Origin of the sequence: Nocardiopsis oceanisediminis, from assembly GCF_048595525.1 — a bacterium.
GTDB classification, from domain to species: domain Bacteria; phylum Actinomycetota; class Actinomycetes; order Streptosporangiales; family Streptosporangiaceae; genus Nocardiopsis_A; species Nocardiopsis_A oceanisediminis.
Map to the genome: position 1 here is coordinate 3955801 of NZ_JAFMZJ010000001.1, position 16759 is coordinate 3972559.

The following is a 16759-nucleotide window of genomic DNA, read 5'->3' on the forward strand; positions in this document are numbered from 1 at the left end:
CGCCTCAGGCCGCGGGGGCGGGCACCGGGACCCGGCCGCCGACCAGCTCGGCGATGCGGGCGGAGGCGGTCCCGTCTCCGTAGGGGCTGGGCAGCGGGGCCAGGGAGGCCAGCAGCTCGGGGGTGCGCTCCAGCCGCTCCCGGGCGGCCACGCCCAGCTCCGGGCCGGGGCGCACCAGCCGGGCGAACCCGGCGTCGACCGCCTCGGGCCGCTCGGTGGAGCGGCGGACCACCAGCAGCGGCCGCTTGAGGACGGTGCACTCCTCCTGGATGCCGCCGGAGTCGGAGATGATGAGGGCGGCGTGCCGGGCCAGGGCGAGGAAGTCGGCGTAGCCCATCGGGTCGACGACGGTGACCCCCTCCAGCAGGTGCTCCAGGCCGTCGTGGGTGACGGCGTTGCCGGTCCGCGGGTGCATGGGGAAGAGGACCGGGCGGCCGGTGGTGCGCACCAGGTCCGACAGCTCGTGCAGGATCGCGGAGAGCTGCTCGGGGTGGTCGGTGTTCTCCGGGCGGTGGATCGTGGCCAGCACGTATTCGTCGGGGCGCACGCCCGTCCGGCGCAGCAGGCGCTCGCGCCGCTCGGGACCGGGCAGCGAGTCCTGCACGACCTCGACCACCGTGTTGCCGGTGACCTCGATCATGTCCGGGTCCATGGCCTCGTGCAGCAGGTTGAGCCGGTTCAGCTCGGTGGCGGCGCAGAGCACGTCGGCGAGGTTGTCGGTGACGATCCGGTTGTACTCCTCGGGCATGTTCCGGTCGTTGCTGCGCAGCCCGGCCTCGACGTGCACCAGCGGGACGCCGGTGCTGTTGGCGGCCAGGGCGCCGGCGACCGTGGAGTTGGTGTCGCCCTGCACCACGACCGCGGTGGGGCGCTGCGCCCGGAACATCTCGTCCATCAGGTCGAGCGCGACCCCGATCTGCCGGCCGCGGGTGTGGCCGCCGATGCCGGGCAGCCGCACCGGCTCGGGCATTCCCAGCCCTTCGAGGAAGGCGCCGGACATCTCCTGGCCCCAGTGCTGGCCGGTGTGGATGACGCGGGTCCGCTCCCCCAGCTCGCGCACCAGCGGTGCCAGTTTGATCATTTCGGGTCGCGTTCCCAGGACGACCGCGACGTACCCGGGCATCGAAATTTCGGTCATGCCGAGAAAGCCTTCCCTTGGATCCGACCGGACCGCACGGTGCCGTCACACCGCACTCCGAATTCAGTCTTATAACCAGGTCAGCGCTATGATCGATTCCCTTCGCGGGTCAAGTCCGCGATGTTTACACGCCAAAGAAAACCCCGTTCACGGCAAAACCGCCCCCCACTGGGGATGCCGGCACGCCCCCTCCGATATCCGCGGCGCCGGTACCGCAGGAATTTCCGCCCGGCCGGAAAGGGGAAAGCGCGCCTCGGGGAGGGGGCGCTTTTCCGTCCGCCGGGGCTGCGGCCGGAATTCCGCCCCGGCGGGCGGCGGAAGCGGGCCGGCGGGTCCGGGCCGCCCCGGTTCCGCGGGAGGGGCGCGGGTCAGGTCCGCGGTTCCCGGGGCGCCCCTCCGCCCCGGCCGTCGGGGGTGGTGAAGGCTCCGACCAGGCGGGCGATGACCGTGGTGATGAAGAGCGTCCCGGTCACCCCCTCCAGGGCGGACAGCGACCGGGCCCAGGCGGCGACCGGGGCGACGTCGCCGTAGCCGAGCGTGGCCAGGGTGACGTAGCTGCCGTACATGAGCTGCTGCCAGGCGACGGCGCCGCCGGGGTCGGCGGTGTCGTGGAAGCTGCCCGGCCACAGGGCCTCGATCACCCCGTAGGCGGAGGCGAACAGGCCGCCGAGCAGCAGGTAGACCGAGATGGCGGCGAGCACGAGGTCGATCCGCGGGGCGCGGCGGCGGCGGAAGACGAACGCCAGCAGGGAGTAGATCAGGTGGCCCTGGAAGGCGATGAGCGAGGCGGACATCCCCAGCCGGGCGGCCTCGCTGCCCTGCTCCAGCGCGAACCAGACCGCGCAGGCGAAGAAGACCGCCGCCAGGGCCAGGAACGGCGCCGTCCACCCGGGCTGGGCGCGGACGATCTTGACACCGAAGTAGATCATGCCCATGTAGAGCAGCATGTACAGCGCGGTCCACAGCTCCCCGAGCAGGGTCACCGGGTACCCGAACTGCAGCAGGGCGACCGCGCACAGGAACGCGGTCAGGTTCTTCGTCATCGTCTCCGCCCGCTCCCGCCCCCGGTCCGCCCGGCGGCCGCCCGGCTCGGGCCGGCCTTCCGCGGGGCGGACGATCGATCGCCGCCGGGGGCTCCCTCCCGCCCCCGCACTGGCGGGGAGTCGGGAGGGAGCCCCCGGTAACCGTCTAGCGGACCGGCCCCGGCCTGCGGCGGCGCCACGCCGGACGGGCCCGGGCCGGCGGCGGGGCGTCAGGTCCGGGCCGCCCCCTCCCAGAGCGCGCGGGCGGCGGTCTCGGCCTCGGCGACCAGGCGAGCCGGGTCCTCCCCGGTCGGGCGGCCGGCGCGCTTGCGGGCGACCCCGTCGACGAACACGTCGGTGACGTTCTCCGGGCGGCCGCCGAAAACGATCTGCGCGGGCCGGGCGCCGCACGGGGCGAGGTTCAGCGCCGCCGGGTCGATGACCGCCACGTCGGCCCGCTTGCCGGGGGTGAGCGAGCCGATCCGGTCGTCCTGGCCGATCGCCCGGGCGCCGCCCATCGTCGCCATGTACAGGGCCTCCTCCGGGCCGGGGTGGCCGGTCGGGTCCTGGGAGACGGCCCGCTGCAGCCCCACGGCGGCCTTCATCGAGGCGAACATGTCCGCGGAGTCGTTGGCCCCGCCGTCCTGCCCCAGGCCGGCCCGGATGCCGCGCCGGTGGATCTCGCGGAGCGGCATCACCCCCGTCCCCAGGCGCATGTTGCTCAGCGGGCAGTGCGCGACCGCGGCGCCGCGGCGGGCCAGCAGGTCCAGTTCGGCGCCGGTGGCGTGGATGACGTGGTTGAGCAGGGTCTTCGGCCCGAGGGCGCCGGCCTCCTCCAGCAGGGCGACGGGGTCGCCGGAGCGGTCGGTGCGGTGCTCGAGGAGGTGGAGGTTGAGGTGCACGTCCAGCTCGCGGGCGAGTTCGGCGTGCACCCGCAGGTGGTCCGGGGCGTCCCGGTGGGCGACCGTGGCGACCTGCGGTGTGCCCAGGGGGTGCGGCGCGACCAGGCCGGTGAGGACCTTGGCCGCCAGGTCCGCGTCGGCGGGCTGCTGGTAGGCGGCGTGGGCGAAGCGCAGCCCGCTGTCGGATACGGCCTCCAGGTAGGCCTCGGAGACCTCGTAGTCCAGGGCGGGCACCCAGTCGACCGCGGTGGTGGTGCCGGACTGGAGCGCGTCGGCGGCGGAGAGCCGCACGAACCGGTACATGTCGGACGGCCGGATGCGCGGGACGACCGTCCACACGCAGGCGCTGAACCACTCGTAGAGCCCCAGCGCGGCCCCCCGCCCGCGGATGGCGCTCTGCCACAGGTGGGTGTGGGCGTCGACGAAGCCGGGGAGCACCACCTTCCCCCGGGCGTCGATCATCTCGGTGTCCGGGGCGGGGACGAGGCGGCGGCCGACGGCGGCGATGGCGCCCGCCCGGATGAGGACGTCGCAGCCCTCCACCGCGCCGAGCAGGCCCTCGCCGTAGAACGGGTCCATCGTCAGCACCAGGTCGGCGCCGCGCAGCAGGGTGCTGGGGTCCGCGCCATGGGCGCTCATCGGCCGCCCCTCCCCCGCCGGGCGGAGGCCGGCGGGCCGGCCGCCGCGGATCCCCTCCCGGGGCGGGGGCCGTCGCCCCGCTCCCGCCCCGGGCCGGGCCGGAGGGGCGCCTCCGGCCGCCGCCGGCGGCGGGGGCCGGCCTGCCCACCGCCGGTTCCGCCGGCGGCGGCCGGACGGCGGCGGGGAACCGGCGCTTCCCGGCGGCCGGGGCGGTGCGGGGGCCCGCCGGCCTCCCGGCCGCGCTCGGCCGAGGGCACGGCGCCCGGACCTGCGGGTCCGGCCGGGGCCCGCTCCCCCGTCAGCACCGCACCGCCTCTACCAGCCAGGCCGGGTCGGCGGAGGCGCCGCCGGGGGCGGCCAGCTCCTCGCGCCGGAACCGGCGCACCCGCCAGTACCCGTGCAGGGCCGCCCTGATCCGCTCCCTGCTCAGCGGCCGGGGACCGGCTCCGGCGTCCGCGGCCTCCCCGGTCCCGGCCAGGCAGAGCAGCAGCAGGCGGGCGCCGGGCCGCGCGGCGCCGTGCAGGCAGCGCGCATAGGCCCGGTGCAGACCGGTGGGCAGGCTGTGCAGCAGGGCGACGTCGACGACGGTGGCGAAGCCGGTGAACCCGGACCCCAGGTCGGTGGCGTCGGCGGCCGCGAACTCCACCTCCGCTCCGGCGGCCCCGGCCCGTCTCCGGGCCTCGCGCACGGCCGCCGGCGAGATGTCGGCGGCGGTGACGCGGTGGCCGGCCAGGGCGAGGTGGACGGCGTTGCCGCCCAGGCCGCACCCCACTTCGAGGACCGGTGAGCGCACGGCCTCCCCGGCCCGGACCAGTGCCGGCTGCGGACCGCGCAGGTCCCAGGGCACGTCCGGCGCGGCTCCGCCGCAGCGGCCGAGCCGGTCGGCGTAGAAGGCATCGAAGTCGAGGGCGGCGGGCTGCGCCATGGGGTCTCCGCGGGAGCAGGGCGGTCAGGTCCCCCGACTTCTACCAGCCCACCTGCACCGATGCGGCGCGAACCGCGGAAGCGGACCGCAGAGGGGCGGACCGGGCCACCAGGTCCGCCGGGCGGGGCGCCCGCCCGGCGGAGGCGGCTTCCCCGGTCCTTCTTCGGAGGAGGGCTCCGCCGAACCGCCCCCGCCCGCACGGGCGCGGAGGGGCATGAGGCGGGCCCCGGAAGCAGGGGCGGACCCTGCCTTCCCGGCCACGTCCGGCCTTTGGAGGCCCGGCCCGCGGGGGCGGGCCCCGCCGGGGCCGCTGCCGGAGGGAGGCGCCTTCCGGAGAGCTTCCGCCTCCCGGGACGCCTCCCCCGGATACGCCCGCCCCCTCACGAACCCGACCCCTCCCGGTCATGGATGTAAACGGTCGCCTCCCCGCCCCCGGAGGCCCGGCCCGCCGGGGCCGCCCCCGGGAGAGGACTCCGGAGGACTCCCGCCTCCCCGGGCGGAGGGGCGTGAGGCGGGGCGGCGCCCGGCCCCGGGGAGGCGGCCCGCCTTCCCCCGGGGCGGTCCGGTCCGGCGGGGAGAGGAGGGGGCTCCACCGGCCCGGGGCGCGGGTGCCGGCGCCCCCGGTGCCCGCTCCCCGGCCGCTCCGGTCCCCGCGTCAGTCGTCGTCCGCGTCCTTGTCGGTGTCGGCGCGGACGTCGACGACCTTGCCGGAGGCGTCGAGGAGGACCTCGTACTCCTCGCCGTCGGCGCCGTGCACCTCGACGTCCCAGCCGGCGCCGTCCTCGTCGTCGCTGCGGTCCACGTCGACGGCGCGGGCGCCCTCGCCGACCGCCTTCTCCGCGGCGGTGGCGACCGCGTCGCGGTCGGCCCCGCCCTTCCCGCCCGCGGCCTCCCAGGGGGCGGCGCCGTCCGGGTCCCGGTAGGTCTTGCCGTCGACGGTGAACACCTCGGCGTCGTCGCGGTCGGCGTCCTCGTCCTCCCCGTCCTCCTCCTCGTAGCGCACGCCGAGGGTGACCTCCCGGCCCTCCAGGGCGCGCAGCTCCTCCAGCACCGGCCCGGTCTCGCCGTCGCCGTCGAGGTCGGCCTGCTCCGGGTCGCCGAGCAGCCACTGCTCCGGGCCGAAGTCGACGTCGACGCCGGCCACGGACCAGTCGTCGGGGTCGTCCCCGGCGCGCAGCTCGCCGGTGAGCCGCTCGAGCCCGTCCACCGACCGGGTGGTGCCGTCCCCGCCGCCGGAGCCCTCGCCGGAGCCGGAGGTGTCGCTCGCGGTGACCCCGCTGATCCGGACCGGTTCGATCGTCTCCTCCGGGTCGTCCACCAGGAGGTAGCCCGCCGCCCCCAGGGCCAGCAGCCCGGTGGCCGAGGCGGCGATCAGGGTCGTCGTGCGGCGTTGCATGTCGGCTCCTCGCCTTGATGTGTCCGAGTACGCTCCCACCGTCCCGCGGCGGGATGATGGGGGCCTGAGGAGAACCTGAAGGCGGTCTTCAGGTGGCGCTCAGGGACGGCTCAGCGGTTCCCGGGAGGCTGGAGGCCGCCGGGAGGACGATCAGGGAGCGGCATGGCGATTCTGGTGGTGGAGGACGAGCAGGGGATCGTGTCGTTCGTGCGCCGGGGCCTGGAGAGCGCCGGCCACCAGGTCCTGGTCGCCTCCGACGGGATCGACGGGCTGGCCATGGCGCTCGCCTCCGACGTCGAGCTGGTCGTCCTGGACCTGGGCCTGCCCGGGCTGCCCGGCGAGGAGCTGCTCCGCCGGCTCCGCAAGCGCCGCCCCTCGGTCCCGGTGATCGTACTGACCGCCAAGGACGCGGTGAGCGACCGGGTCGCCAACCTCGACGCCGGGGCCGACGACTACATGGTCAAGCCGTTCAGCGTGAACGAGCTGCTGGCCCGGGTCCGGGCCCGGCTGCGCGGCGGCGGACAGGAGCGCGGCGACGTGCTGGCGGCCGGCGGGGTGACCCTGGACCTGGGGGCGCGCGCCGCGTCGGTGGACGGCCGCACCGTCACCCTGTCGGCGCGCGAGTTCACCCTGCTGAAGGTGCTGGTGCAGCACCCCGGCCAGGTGCTCTCCCAGCCCCAGCTGCTGGACCTGGTCTGGGGGTACGACTTCGAGGGCTCGTCCAACGTGGTCGAGGTCTACATCAGCCAGCTGCGCCGCAAGCTCGGCCCGGGGCGGATCGAGACGGTGCGCGGGGTCGGCTACCGGCTGGCGGACGGCCCCCGATGAGCCTCGGCGGCCGCGTCCTGCTCCGATCGCTGCTGGTCATGCTGGTGGTGATCGGCGGGGTCGCGCTGCTCACCTACGAGCTGGTGCGGGTGTCGGGTCGGGGCGACGTCGACCGGCTGCTCCGCGAGGAGGCCGGCCTGATCGGGACCGCGCTCGGCGAGCGGCTGCCCGCCGCGGCCGGCCTGGACGGGGTGGTGTCGGGGCCCGAGGCGGAGCGCGCCGTCCGGCAGGCGCTCGCCGTGCACCCGAGCGGGGCCCGGCACGTGTCGCTGGTGACCGTCGACGGGGTGCGCCTGCAGAGCACCGGCGGGCCTTCGCCGGTGGCGGCGCTGATGCGCGGCGGCGGCGCGCCGCCGGCCGAGCCCGGCACCATCCGCACCCTGGACACCGGCGCGGGCCCGGTGCGGTTGCTGGACACCGAGGTCACCGACGGCTCCGGGACCCGGGTGGCCGTGGTGACCGTCGCCGCGCCGCTGGACCAGACCCGGGACGCGGCCGCGACCGTGCTGCTGTGGGCGGGGCTGGCCGGGGCGGTCGGCGTGGCCGGCGGCGGGGTGCTGCTGTGGCTGGTGGTGCGGCGGACGCTGCGCCCGGTGCGGGAGGTCTCCTCGGCGGCGCAGGCGGTCTCGCCGACCGACCTGGCCGCCCGGGTCCCGGTCCCGGACACCCGGGACGAGATCGCCGAGCTGGCCACCGAGCTCAACCAGATGCTGGCCCGCATCGAGGAGGCCGACGCCGACCGGCGCCGCTACCTGGCGGTCATCTCGCACGAGGTGCGCACCCCGCTCGCCGTCGCCGAGGGCCACCTGGAGCTGCTCGGCGGGCCGGAGGCGGCGGTGGTCCGCACCGAGCTGGACCGGCTGCGCCGGGTGCTGGAGGACCTGATGGCGGTGGCCCGGGGCGGCGACGAGATCGACGCCCGCCGCGAACCGGTGTTCCTGCCCGACCTCTTCGACGAGGTGCGCGCCCGCCTGGAGGCGCTGCCGCACGCCTCCTCCGTCACCGTGCACGACCCGCCGCCGGAGGTGCTCCTCGGCGACCAGGCGCGCCTGGAGCAGTGCCTGGCCAACCTGGTGGACAACGCGATCGCGCACAACCCGCCCGGCACCGCGGCCGAGGTGTCGGCCCGGCTCGAGGGCGGGGAGGTGGCGCTGGCCGTCTCCGACGACGGCCCCGGCATCGACCGCGAGGTGCTCGCGCACGTCTTCGAGCCGTTCGTCACCACCCGCTCCGACGGCTCGGGCCGGATCGCCGGCCTGGGCCTGGCGATCGTCCGCTCCCTGGTCACCGCCCAGGGCGGCCGCGTCGGCATCGACAGCGGCCCCGGCGGGACGACCGTCACCGCGCTCCTGCCCCGCGCCACGGCCTGACCTGGCGGCCGCCGGCGGGCGGAGGCTCTGCGGCCGCGCCCGTCCGAGCGGGTCCGGCCCGGTCAGGCGCCGGCCAGGGCCGCGGGGGTGGGCAGGGCGCCGAGCAGCTCCTCGGGCGCCGAGAGCCGCCAGGCCTCCAGGACCAGCTCGCTGAGCTCGTCCAGCTCGATGCCGTCCAGCCGGACGACGACCCAGCCGTAGCCGCCGGCGGTGAACTGCTCCTCGAACACCTCCGGGCGCTCGGCGACCAGGGCGGCCTGCTCGGAGAGGGTCTGCTTCAGGCCCACGGTCCCGGTGCGCGGCCACAGGTAGCCGAAGCCCTTGCCGCGCACGGCGAACGCCGTGTACTTGTCCAGCTCCCGGTGCTCGCTCTCCGGGAGCGCGTCCACCAGCCGCAGGAACCGTGTGATCTCAACGCCCATGGGACGAGATAACCACACCCCGCCGACGAACCGGGCCGGGCCTCCGGCCGCCGGGGGCGCGGGGCCGCGCGGATCTAGACCAGGCCGTGGCCGTGCACCGCCATCAGGGGAGCGGGGTCGGGGTCGCCGAACCGCCGCCTCAGCTCCGCGAACCGCTCCCGCTTGTCCCGGCCGAAGCGGGCGACGGACTCCGAATAGGTGCCGGGAGAGACGAAGACCGGAGGGTCGGTCTTGCTGTGGAACTTGTCGGCGTACATCACCAGCTCCTCTTCCACCGATTCCGCCGTGTAGTCGTCCACGGGGATCGGCAGCCCCTGGGAGCGGACGTCCTCGGCGGAGAGGCCGACGCCGGTGTGGCGGGAGCAGAACCGGCGGACCTCCTCGGGGAGCCCCTCCTCGGCGAGGAGGGCGTGGCCGAGCACGCCGTGCCGGACGTAGCCCTCGCGGTCGAAGGCCCCGGAGGGCGTGTACAGCAGGTAGACGCCGATGTCGTGCAGCATGCACCCGACCCGGACCAGTTCGGGGTCGGCGCCGCGGCCCGCCGTGCGGAGCAGCTGCTCGGCGATCCCCCACACGATCTCGGAGTGCGTGTACACCAGGTCGAACGCCTCCGGTGAGGGTGCGTGCCTCTCGTGCAGGGCGCGGATCTCCCCGGCGCTGAGGATCACCGCGCCGGCCGCCCTCCGGCCGGCGCCCCGCCGGTGCGGCGCCCGCACCCCTCGTGAACACCCACGGGTGCCCTCCTCTCCCGTTCCCGCCCGGCCTGCCGGCGGGCACGAGTGCATCGTAGGGCCGGGGGCCGACCGGGCGGCGCGGGCCCGCCCGCGCACCGCTCCGCCGGCGCCCCCGGGCCCGGCGGAGCGGGCGGGAACCGGTCAGGAATCGAGAAGCGACGCCGCCGGCCGCCTCACTAACGTGACCGGTATGAGCACCGCCGCGCACCCGGCGCTCCCCGGCCGGTCGGGGAGGGCACCGGTCGGCGCGGGACCGGCACCCGGGCGGCGCTCATCGGAGCCGAGTCCGCCCCGGACCGGCCGTACGCAGAGATCGGAGAGCACGATGGCCACTTCCAAGGCGGGATCGGGCGGCCTTTCCGCCGAAGAGCGCGCCGCGATGAAGGAGCGCGCCGCCGAGGCGCGGGCCGAGGCACGGCGCGCGAAGGGCGCCGCGAAGGCCGAGGCCGAGCTGAACGAGCTGCTCGCGAAGATCGCCGAGATGCCGGAGGAGGACCGCGTCCTCGCCGAGCGGGTGCACGGGATCGTCACCGCGGCCGCGCCGCGGCTCGCGCCGAAGACCTGGTACGGGATGCCGGCCTATGCGCTCGACGGGAAGATCCTGTGCTTCTTCCAGAGCGCGGCGAAGTTCAAGTCCCGCTACGCGACCTTCGGGTTCAACGACGTCGCGGCCCTCGACGACGGCTCCTTCTGGCCGACGTCGTTCGCGCTGACCGCGGTCGGCCCCGCCGAGGAGAAGGCCATCGCCGACCTGGTCGCCCGCGCCGTGCGGTGAGCGGCGGGGCCCCTGGCCGGCGCGGTGCGCCGATGCCCGCACGCGCCGCCGCCCGTGAGCGGTCCGGCCGCGTGCCGCGGGAAACCGCCGCGGCCGGGCCTCCCGCCGCACGGCGGTGCGGTACCGGCCGATGCGCCGGGCACTCCGCGCGGCACCCCGCCTTCGCGGCGCGGGCTCCGGCGCGGACGCGCTCTTCGCGGACCGGTCGCCCGCCCGGCGCGCCGCCGCCTCCACGGTGTACGGCGCCGCTGCGGAGGCGGGGGCCGCCCCGCCCCGGCAGGAGCCCGGCGCCGGGATCGCCGCCCTGGAGGGGCGCCGGCGGCGGCGCGCGGGCACCGCGTTCAGCCGGGGCCGGCGCCCACCCGGGTGCGGGGCTCCCCCGCTCCGGCCGGCCCGGCCGCCTCCGGGCCGGGGCCGCCGTACTCCTCTTCCAGCAGCCGGGCGAGGGCGGCCAGCTGCGGGGCGGCGTCGGCGGTGCGCCAGATCAGGGCCATCTGCGACCGCTCGGCCAGGCCGTCGACCGGCACGCAGCGCATGTCGCCGCGGGGCGTGTGCTCGGCCAGCGGGCGGCAGACCAGCATGGCGCGGTCGCCGCCGGCGACCAGGGCCAGCCCCTCCTGCACCGTGGTGATGCCGGTGGTGGAGCGGATCGGCGCGCCCGACGGCGTGGTCGGCGGCACCCGGGCGGCCGTCCAGTAGTCCGGGGCGTCCCCGGCCGGGTGCAGCAGGTCGAGGCCGGCCAGCTCCTCGGCGTGCACCCGCTCGCGGCCGGCGAGCGGGTGCCCTGCGGCGACGGCGAGCAGCCGGTCCTGCGGCGGGAACCGGTAGCCGACGGTCAGCCGGTCCTCGTGCACCGGGAGTTCGACCATCGCGGCGTCCAGGCGCCCCTCCAGCACGGCGGTGAACGGCGAGCCGAGCGGGATCTCGCTCAGCGCGACCGCCACCTCGTGCCGGGTGCGCAGGCGGCGGAAGGCCTCGGCGACCTCCTCGTAGAGGCTGCCGTGGAAGCCGATGCGCAGCTCCCGCAGGGCTCCGCGCATGGCGCGGTCGCGGGCCCGGAGGAAGGCGGCGGCCAGGGTCTCGTAGGCGGGGCGCACCTCGTCGACGAACTGGGCGCCGAACCGGGTGAGGGAGACCCGGCGGCTGGTCCGCTGGACGAGGCGGACGCCGATCCGCCGCTCGAGCGCGGCGACGAGCTGGCTGACCCGGCTCCGGGAGACCCCCAGGCGCTCGGCGGCGCGGCCGAAGTGCAGCTCCTCGGAGAGCACGATGAGGCACTCGATCTGCTGGACGTGGACCTGGTTCACCGTTCTCCCCGCACTCGGCACACCGGTTAGCCTAGCTCACCGATCCGTGAGCGGATCGCTGTTGTTCGCGCCGGTCGCGGGTACTTGGCTGGTCCCCATGACTTCCACGGCTCCGCCCTTCGCGGCGGACGACGACACGGCGCGCACCGCCCTTCGGCAGTGGTTCGCGATCGCCGTCCTCTCCCTGAGCACCTTCACCGTCGTCACCTCCGAGATGCTGCCGGTCGGCGTGCTCACGCCGATGGCCGACGGCCTGGGCGTCTCCTCCGGGGCGGCGGGGTTCAGCCTCACCGCCACCGGCCTGGTCGCCGCCGCCACCGCGCCCGTGGTGCCGCGGCTCCTCGGCGGACTCGACCGGCGGACCGCGCTGGCGGCGGCGATGCTGGTGCTGGCCGCGGGCAACGCGCTGACCGCCCTCGCCGAGGGGTTCGCCCTGCTGATCGCCGCCCGGGTCGTCCTCGGCGTCGGGATGGGGACGGTGTGGGGGCTGGCGGCGGCGGTCGCGCCCCGGCTCGTCGCTCCGCGCGACGCCGCGCTCGCGGTCTCCTTCGCGGTCAGCGGCGTCGCGGCGGCCTCGGTCGCCGGCGTGCCGCTGGGCACCGTCATCGGCGACGCCTTCGGCTGGCGCGCCGCGTTCGGCGCCCTGGCCGCGGCCTCGGTCGCCCTGGCCGCCGGCCTGGCGGCGGTGCTGCCCCGGCTGCCCCGCCCCGCGCCGGCCGGCGGCGGCGCGGGCGGCCGGTCGCCGCTCTCCCCGGCGGTGGCCACCGGCCTGATCGTGATCACCGCGCTGGTCACCGCGCACTTCGCCGCCTACACCTACGTGCGGCCGGTGCTGGAGGAGCACGGCGGGCTCGCCCCGTCCGGCGTCGCCCTCCTGCTGCTGGTGTACGGCCTCTTCGGGCTGGCCGGCAACTTCGCCGCGGGCGCCCTGGCGGCGCGGCGCGCCCGGGCCACGGTGCTCGCCCTGGCCGGCGGCATCGGCGCCGCGATCGTGCTGCTGATCCTGCTCGGCGCGGTCGGCGTGTTCGCCGGGCTCGCCGTCGCCCTGTGGGGGCTGGCCTACGGCGGGGTGTCGGTGGGCGGCCAGATCTGGATGACCCGCGCCGCACCGCACCGGGTCGAGCAGGTCACCGGTCTCTACGTCGGCGTGTTCACCGCCTCCATCGCCCTCGGGGCGTTCGCCGGCGGCACCGCCGTCGAGGCGGCCGGCATCGTTCCGCTGCTGTGGGGCGCCGCGGGCCTGGCCTTCGCCTCCCTGGCCGTCGGGCTGCTCGGCCCCGGGCCCGCGCGGCTGCGAGCGGGGGCCGATGAGGCCGCCGACGGGGGCCGGCGGGACCGGCGGGACCGTCGGGAGGCGCCCGCCTCCGCCGGGTAGCCGCCCGGGGGGGGGACGCCCCTCCCCGGCCTCCGCCGCGACCGCCCGTCCCGCCGCCGGCTCCCCCGGAGCCGGCGGCTCGGCCGTCCGCGGGCCCCGCACCGCCGGGCCGCGACGGCCGCCGGGCAGCGGAGAGGACGCCTCCCCGGCGAACAGCCGCCCGCCCCTTGGAGGCGGCGCCCGCAGGGCGGCCCTTCCGGGGAGGGGCGGCCCCGCCGAACGCGGACTCGGCCCGGAACCGCCGGGCGGAGCCTGCGAAAAGGGGCTCCCCGGCATCGCCGGCGTCCGGGGGCTCTTCACGGCCCGCTCACCGCCCCGGGGGGACCGGTTCCAGCCGGTAACCGCCGCCGTGCCGGACCACGCGGCCCGCGGTGGGCGGCGGGAAGTGCGTGCCGAGGAGGAGGGTCCCGGTGCCGGCGAGCGAGTCGAGCAGTGCGCCGCGCACCGCTCGGGCCTGCTCCGGGTCGGTGTCGACGCAGCTGGTGAGGTCCGGGCGGGCCAGCTGGACCGGGTGGTGGACGCAGTCGCCGGTGATCAGCGCCGTCCCGCCGCCTCCGTCCAGCCGGACGGCGACGTGGCCCGGGGTGTGCCCGGGAGTGGGCAGCAGGCGCACGCCCGGGGCGGCCTCGGCCCCCTCCGCCGGGACGTCGACCGGGTCGAGCAGCCCCGCCTCCTCGACGGGGTCCACGGAGTCGCGGAACATCTGCCGCCGCGCCGCGTCCATCTCATACCCCCGCCAGAAGTCCCGCTCGGCCCGGGAGACGACGTAGCGGGCGTTGGGGAAGGTCGGCTCCCATGCGCCGGACCGCTCGAGGGTGTTCCAGCCGACGTGGTCGGTGTGCAGGTGGGTGAGGACCACCAGGTCGACGGAGTCCGGCGGGAACCCGGCGGCGGTGAGCCGCTCCAGGTAGCCGGTGCGCAGGCCGTTCCAGGCCGGGTTCGCCCGGGTCTTCCCGTTGCCGATCCCGGTGTCGACGAGGATCCGCCTGCCGCCCGCGACCAGCGCGAAGCCGTGGCTGTCCAGGCGGAGCAGGCCGTCGCCGCCGGCGTAGGCGGGGCGCAGCCACTCCTCCTCCGCGACCAGGTCGGGGGTGGCGCCGGGGAGCAGCCAGGGGCCGGTCGGCGGCGGGAGCGGGGTCTCGTCGATGCGGTGCACCCGCACCCCTCCCACATCCCAGAACGGTGTGCTCTCAGTCCGGCCGTGTCGCATGGGGAGGCCTCCTCCTGGTGGGCCGCGGCGGGTTGCCTCCGGTGACCCTAGGTCCCTACACTCCACTAACGCAAATATTTAGCTTTTACGGGCACCGCCCCGTTCTTCACCGACCGGAAGGGAAGACCCCCGCATGCCGGATGCACCGGATGGACCCGTACCGCCGGAGGCCGACCGGGACGCCCGGGTGGCCGCCGTCGCCGAGCACCTCCGCTCCGTCGTCGCCCTCCTGCACGAGCTCGACCTCGCCGACACCCCGCCCGCCGCCGCCTACCGCGCAGAGGAGGCCCGCACCGATGCGGCCCTATGAGCTCTCCCTCGCCGACGCCGCCGAAGCGGTGCGGGAACGGCGGCTCTCCCCCGTCGAACTGGTCGACTCGGTCCTGGAGCGGCTGGAGGAGGTCGAGCCGCACCTGGGCGCCTACGCCTCGGTCGACGCCGAATCCGCGCGCGCCGGGGCGCGGCGGGCCGAGCGCGAGGCCGCGGCCGGGCGGTTCCGCCCGCTGCTCGGCGTCCCCGTCGGCCTGAAGGACCTGATCGACGTCGCGGGCCGGCCCACCGGGGCGGGCTCGCGGGTCCGGGAGGGCCACCGCGCGCACTCCGACGCCGAGGTCACCAAGCGGCTGCTGGCGGCCGGCGCCGTCCCGATCGGGAAGACCCGCACCCACGAGTTCGCCTACGGGCTCATCACCCCGCAGACCCGCAACGCCTGGGACCGCGGCCGGATCGCCGGCGGCTCCAGCGGCGGATCGGCCGTCGCCGTGGCGGCGGGAAGCGCGACCTTCGCCCTGGGCACCGACACCGGCGGGTCGATCCGGGTGCCGTCCGCGCTGAACGGGGCCGTCGGCCTCAAGCCGACCTACGGCCTGGTCTCCCGGCACGGCGTGACCCCGCTCTCCTGGTCGCTGGACCACGTCGGCCCGATCACCCGCACCGCGCGGGACGCGGCCCTGGCGCTGTCCGTCCTCGCCGGACACGACCCGCGCGACCCGGCGTCGGTGCCCGCCCCCTCCGCGGACCTCCGCCCCGGGCCCGACCCGGACCTGACCGGACTGCGCGTCGGCGTGCCGCGCAACCACTACTTCGACCGGGTGGACCCGGAGGTGGAGGCCGCGGTCCAGCGGGCCGTCGCCCGGCTGGAGGAGCTCGGCGCCCGCACCGTCGAGGTCGAGATCCCGCTGGCCCGCTACGCCCAGGCGGTCCTGCACGGCCTGGTGGCCCCGGAGGCCGCCGCCTACCACGAGCCGACGCTGCGCACGGCGCCCGAGCTGTACGGGGAGGACGTCCGCCTCCTCCTCGAGGCCGGAGCGCGGCTGAGCGCACCGGACCACCTGCGGGCCCAGCGGGCCCGGACGCTGATGCGGCGGGAGTGGGCGCGGCTGCTGGAGGGGGTCGACGCGATCGCCGCGCCGGCCACCCCGGTGACCGCGGTGCGCACCGGGGAGGAGAGGCTCACCTGGCCCGACGGCTCGGCGGAGGCCGTCTCCGATGCCTATGTGCGGCTGTCGGCCCCCGCGAACGTCACCGGTGTGCCCTCGCTGTCCGTCCCGGTCGGCCGGGACGGGGCGGGGATGCCGATCGGGATGCAGCTGCTCGGCCGCCCCTTCACCGAGGCGGTACTGCTCCGCATCGGCCACGCCTACGAACAGGCCGAACCCGGCCCGGGAATCGCGCCGGTGCGCTGACCCCCTCCCGGGCCCCGCTCGGCCCGGGTTCGGCCGGGACGGGGAGCCGCCCGGCACGGCCGATCCTGAGGGCCGGGCCCGCTTCTCCGGCGAGATGGGCGCGGACTCCGGCCGGCTCATCGGCGTCGTGGCCGACACCGGCCGGCACCTGGAGAAACGCGGCATGTAGGGGGCTCGCCGACGGCGCCGGCGGCCCCTCATCGCGCACGCTCCGCACGGAGCACGGCCCCATCCGGCTGCACGCCCCCTGCGGCCGGGCGCAGAGCGGTCCCGAACCGCCCGCCCGCACGGTCCTTCCGGGTCCGCCGACCGCCTCCCGGGTGGTGCAGACCGCCACGAGCTCCGGGCGCGACCCGCCCGCGGCCCCTCCCCTGCCCTGCCGCGGGCATGCGACAGGGCGGCCTCCTCCCCCGATCCTTGCGCGAAATCTTTGCCTTAGAGTGTCGCCATGCCCAGCAAACCGACCGTACGCCCAGGTGGGCGCAGCGCCCGGGTCCAGCAGTCGGTCCATGCCGCCGTGCGCGAGCTGGTGGCGGAATCGGGCCGCGACGCCCTTACCGTGCCGCTCATCGCGGCGCGCGCCGGGGTCACCCCGTCAACGGTCTACCGCCGCTGGGGCGACCTGCAGGGGCTGCTCTCCGACGTGGCGGTGGAGCGGCTGCGCCCCGAAGCGCCCCCGGAGGACCTGGGCGGCTTGGCCGAGGACCTGGCGGCCTGGGCGGAGCTGTTCCTCGACGAGATGAGCTCCGCCCCCGGCCGGGCCTACATCCGCGACGCCCTGCTCGGCGACCCGGAGGGCGGCAACCCCGCCCTGTGCTCGTCCTATGCGGCCGAGCAGGTCGGGACCGTCCTCGCCCGCGCCGCCGCCCGAGGGGAGGACGCGCCCGGCGTCGAGACCGTCCTGGACCGGGTCGTCGCGCCGCTGATGTACCGTGTCCTCTTCCGCCCCGGCGGCCTCGATTCCGGATACGCCCGCGGCCTGGTCGCCGACCTGCTCACCACCTGGACGGCGGACCGCTAGCCCCGGCCGA

At 76.9% G+C, this 16759-nt stretch carries 16 protein-coding genes; 7 read left to right on the plus strand and 9 right to left on the minus strand.

Translation table 11 applies throughout. The features are described 5' to 3' along the window. Positions 1-4 precede the first annotated feature (4 nt). From wecB to J0910_RS17700, 5 genes are all read right to left on the minus strand, one after another. Positions 5-1138 carry a non-hydrolyzing UDP-N-acetylglucosamine 2-epimerase gene (gene wecB, locus J0910_RS17680; protein WP_420159630.1) on the minus strand — a complete coding sequence of 378 codons (1134 nt, stop codon included), beginning with the start codon at positions 1136-1138 and terminating at the stop codon, positions 5-7. 368 nt (positions 1139-1506) lie between these two features. Further along, a complete protein-coding gene (locus J0910_RS17685; RefSeq protein ID WP_420159631.1) occupies positions 1507-2181 on the minus strand; it encodes a potassium channel family protein in 675 nt (224 codons plus the stop codon). Positions 2182-2390: 209 nt separating this feature from the next. Further along, positions 2391-3701, minus strand: a complete 1311-nt coding sequence (locus J0910_RS17690) for an amidohydrolase family protein (protein WP_420159632.1) — start codon at positions 3699-3701, stop codon at positions 2391-2393. Positions 3702-3999: 298 nt separating this feature from the next. Beyond that, the gene (locus J0910_RS17695) at positions 4000-4626 is read right to left on the minus strand and encodes a class I SAM-dependent methyltransferase (protein ID WP_420159633.1); all 627 of its coding nucleotides are present in this window, start codon (positions 4624-4626) and stop codon (positions 4000-4002) included. A 655-nt stretch (positions 4627-5281) separates the two neighbouring features. Then, positions 5282-6022: a PepSY domain-containing protein gene (locus tag J0910_RS17700; protein WP_420159634.1), complete on the minus strand. Its 741-nt coding sequence runs from the start codon at positions 6020-6022 to the stop codon at positions 5282-5284. Between the two features lie 162 nt (positions 6023-6184). Here J0910_RS17700 and J0910_RS17705 point away from each other — a divergent pair, with 162 nt between their 5' ends. Further along, the gene (locus J0910_RS17705) at positions 6185-6850 is read left to right on the plus strand and encodes a response regulator transcription factor (protein WP_420159635.1); all 666 of its coding nucleotides are present in this window, start codon (positions 6185-6187) and stop codon (positions 6848-6850) included. Next, on the plus strand, positions 6847-8220 hold the full coding sequence (locus tag J0910_RS17710) for a sensor histidine kinase (protein WP_420159636.1): 1374 nt from the start codon (positions 6847-6849) through the stop codon (positions 8218-8220). The genes J0910_RS17705 and J0910_RS17710 overlap by 4 nt, the downstream gene beginning before the upstream one ends. Before the next feature lie 62 nt (positions 8221-8282). On the opposite strand, the gene J0910_RS17715 is transcribed toward J0910_RS17710, so the two are convergent. Together J0910_RS17715 and J0910_RS17720 are read right to left on the minus strand one after the other, a co-directional pair. Next, the gene (locus J0910_RS17715; protein ID WP_420159637.1) at positions 8283-8642 is read right to left on the minus strand and encodes an MmcQ/YjbR family DNA-binding protein; all 360 of its coding nucleotides are present in this window, start codon (positions 8640-8642) and stop codon (positions 8283-8285) included. Between the two features lie 74 nt (positions 8643-8716). Next, positions 8717-9310 (minus strand): HD domain-containing protein, encoded by a 594-nt coding sequence (locus J0910_RS17720; protein WP_420159638.1) that lies wholly within the window; start codon positions 9308-9310, stop codon positions 8717-8719. Between the two features lie 391 nt (positions 9311-9701). Here J0910_RS17720 and J0910_RS17725 point away from each other — a divergent pair, with 391 nt between their 5' ends. Continuing rightward, positions 9702-10151 carry an iron chaperone gene (locus J0910_RS17725; protein ID WP_420159639.1) on the plus strand — a complete coding sequence of 150 codons (450 nt, stop codon included), beginning with the start codon at positions 9702-9704 and terminating at the stop codon, positions 10149-10151. A gap of 341 nt (positions 10152-10492) precedes the next feature. Here the strand turns inward: J0910_RS17725 and J0910_RS17730 are convergent, their stop codons facing one another. Next, positions 10493-11458 carry a LysR family transcriptional regulator gene (locus J0910_RS17730; protein WP_420159640.1) on the minus strand — a complete coding sequence of 322 codons (966 nt, stop codon included), beginning with the start codon at positions 11456-11458 and terminating at the stop codon, positions 10493-10495. A 97-nt stretch (positions 11459-11555) separates the two neighbouring features. Between J0910_RS17730 and J0910_RS17735 the strand changes: the two genes are divergently transcribed. Next, positions 11556-12833: an MFS transporter gene (locus J0910_RS17735; RefSeq protein ID WP_420159641.1), complete on the plus strand. Its 1278-nt coding sequence runs from the start codon at positions 11556-11558 to the stop codon at positions 12831-12833. 307 nt (positions 12834-13140) lie between these two features. Here J0910_RS17735 and J0910_RS17740 read toward each other — a convergent pair whose 3' ends face one another. Next, positions 13141-14043 carry an MBL fold metallo-hydrolase gene (locus tag J0910_RS17740; RefSeq protein WP_420159642.1) on the minus strand — a complete coding sequence of 301 codons (903 nt, stop codon included), beginning with the start codon at positions 14041-14043 and terminating at the stop codon, positions 13141-13143. A gap of 133 nt (positions 14044-14176) precedes the next feature. Between J0910_RS17740 and J0910_RS17745 the strand changes: the two genes are divergently transcribed. From J0910_RS17745 to J0910_RS17755, 3 genes are all read left to right on the plus strand, one after another. Next, positions 14177-14353 (plus strand): hypothetical protein, encoded by a 177-nt coding sequence (locus J0910_RS17745; RefSeq protein ID WP_420159643.1) that lies wholly within the window; start codon positions 14177-14179, stop codon positions 14351-14353. Beyond that, positions 14340-15728 carry an amidase gene (locus J0910_RS17750; protein ID WP_420159644.1) on the plus strand — a complete coding sequence of 463 codons (1389 nt, stop codon included), beginning with the start codon at positions 14340-14342 and terminating at the stop codon, positions 15726-15728. The genes J0910_RS17745 and J0910_RS17750 overlap by 14 nt, the downstream gene beginning before the upstream one ends. A gap of 448 nt (positions 15729-16176) precedes the next feature. Then, the gene (locus J0910_RS17755) at positions 16177-16749 is read left to right on the plus strand and encodes a TetR/AcrR family transcriptional regulator (RefSeq protein WP_420159645.1); all 573 of its coding nucleotides are present in this window, start codon (positions 16177-16179) and stop codon (positions 16747-16749) included. Positions 16750-16759 lie beyond the last annotated feature (10 nt).

What these genes read in the sequence shown, in the direction of transcription:
- J0910_RS17745 (WP_420159643.1), top strand. Translation starts at nt 14,177, where the DNA reads ATGCCGGATGCACCGGATGGACCCGTACCGCCGGAGGCCGACCGGGAC.
- J0910_RS17755 (WP_420159645.1), top strand. Translation starts at nt 16,177, where the DNA reads ATGCCCAGCAAACCGACCGTACGCCCAGGTGGGCGCAGCGCCCGGGTC.
- wecB (WP_420159630.1), bottom strand. Translation starts at nt 1,138, where the DNA reads ATGACCGAAATTTCGATGCCCGGGTACGTCGCGGTCGTCCTGGGAACG.
- J0910_RS17740 (WP_420159642.1), bottom strand. Translation starts at nt 14,043, where the DNA reads ATGCGACACGGCCGGACTGAGAGCACACCGTTCTGGGATGTGGGAGGG.
- J0910_RS17735 (WP_420159641.1), top strand. Translation starts at nt 11,556, where the DNA reads ATGACTTCCACGGCTCCGCCCTTCGCGGCGGACGACGACACGGCGCGC.
- J0910_RS17700 (WP_420159634.1), bottom strand. Translation starts at nt 6,022, where the DNA reads ATGCAACGCCGCACGACGACCCTGATCGCCGCCTCGGCCACCGGGCTG.
- J0910_RS17705 (WP_420159635.1), top strand. Translation starts at nt 6,185, where the DNA reads ATGGCGATTCTGGTGGTGGAGGACGAGCAGGGGATCGTGTCGTTCGTG.
- J0910_RS17725 (WP_420159639.1), top strand. Translation starts at nt 9,702, where the DNA reads ATGGCCACTTCCAAGGCGGGATCGGGCGGCCTTTCCGCCGAAGAGCGC.
- J0910_RS17750 (WP_420159644.1), top strand. Translation starts at nt 14,340, where the DNA reads ATGCGGCCCTATGAGCTCTCCCTCGCCGACGCCGCCGAAGCGGTGCGG.
- J0910_RS17685 (WP_420159631.1), bottom strand. Translation starts at nt 2,181, where the DNA reads ATGACGAAGAACCTGACCGCGTTCCTGTGCGCGGTCGCCCTGCTGCAG.
- J0910_RS17710 (WP_420159636.1), top strand. Translation starts at nt 6,847, where the DNA reads ATGAGCCTCGGCGGCCGCGTCCTGCTCCGATCGCTGCTGGTCATGCTG.
- J0910_RS17690 (WP_420159632.1), bottom strand. Translation starts at nt 3,701, where the DNA reads ATGAGCGCCCATGGCGCGGACCCCAGCACCCTGCTGCGCGGCGCCGAC.
- J0910_RS17715 (WP_420159637.1), bottom strand. Translation starts at nt 8,642, where the DNA reads ATGGGCGTTGAGATCACACGGTTCCTGCGGCTGGTGGACGCGCTCCCG.
- J0910_RS17695 (WP_420159633.1), bottom strand. Translation starts at nt 4,626, where the DNA reads ATGGCGCAGCCCGCCGCCCTCGACTTCGATGCCTTCTACGCCGACCGG.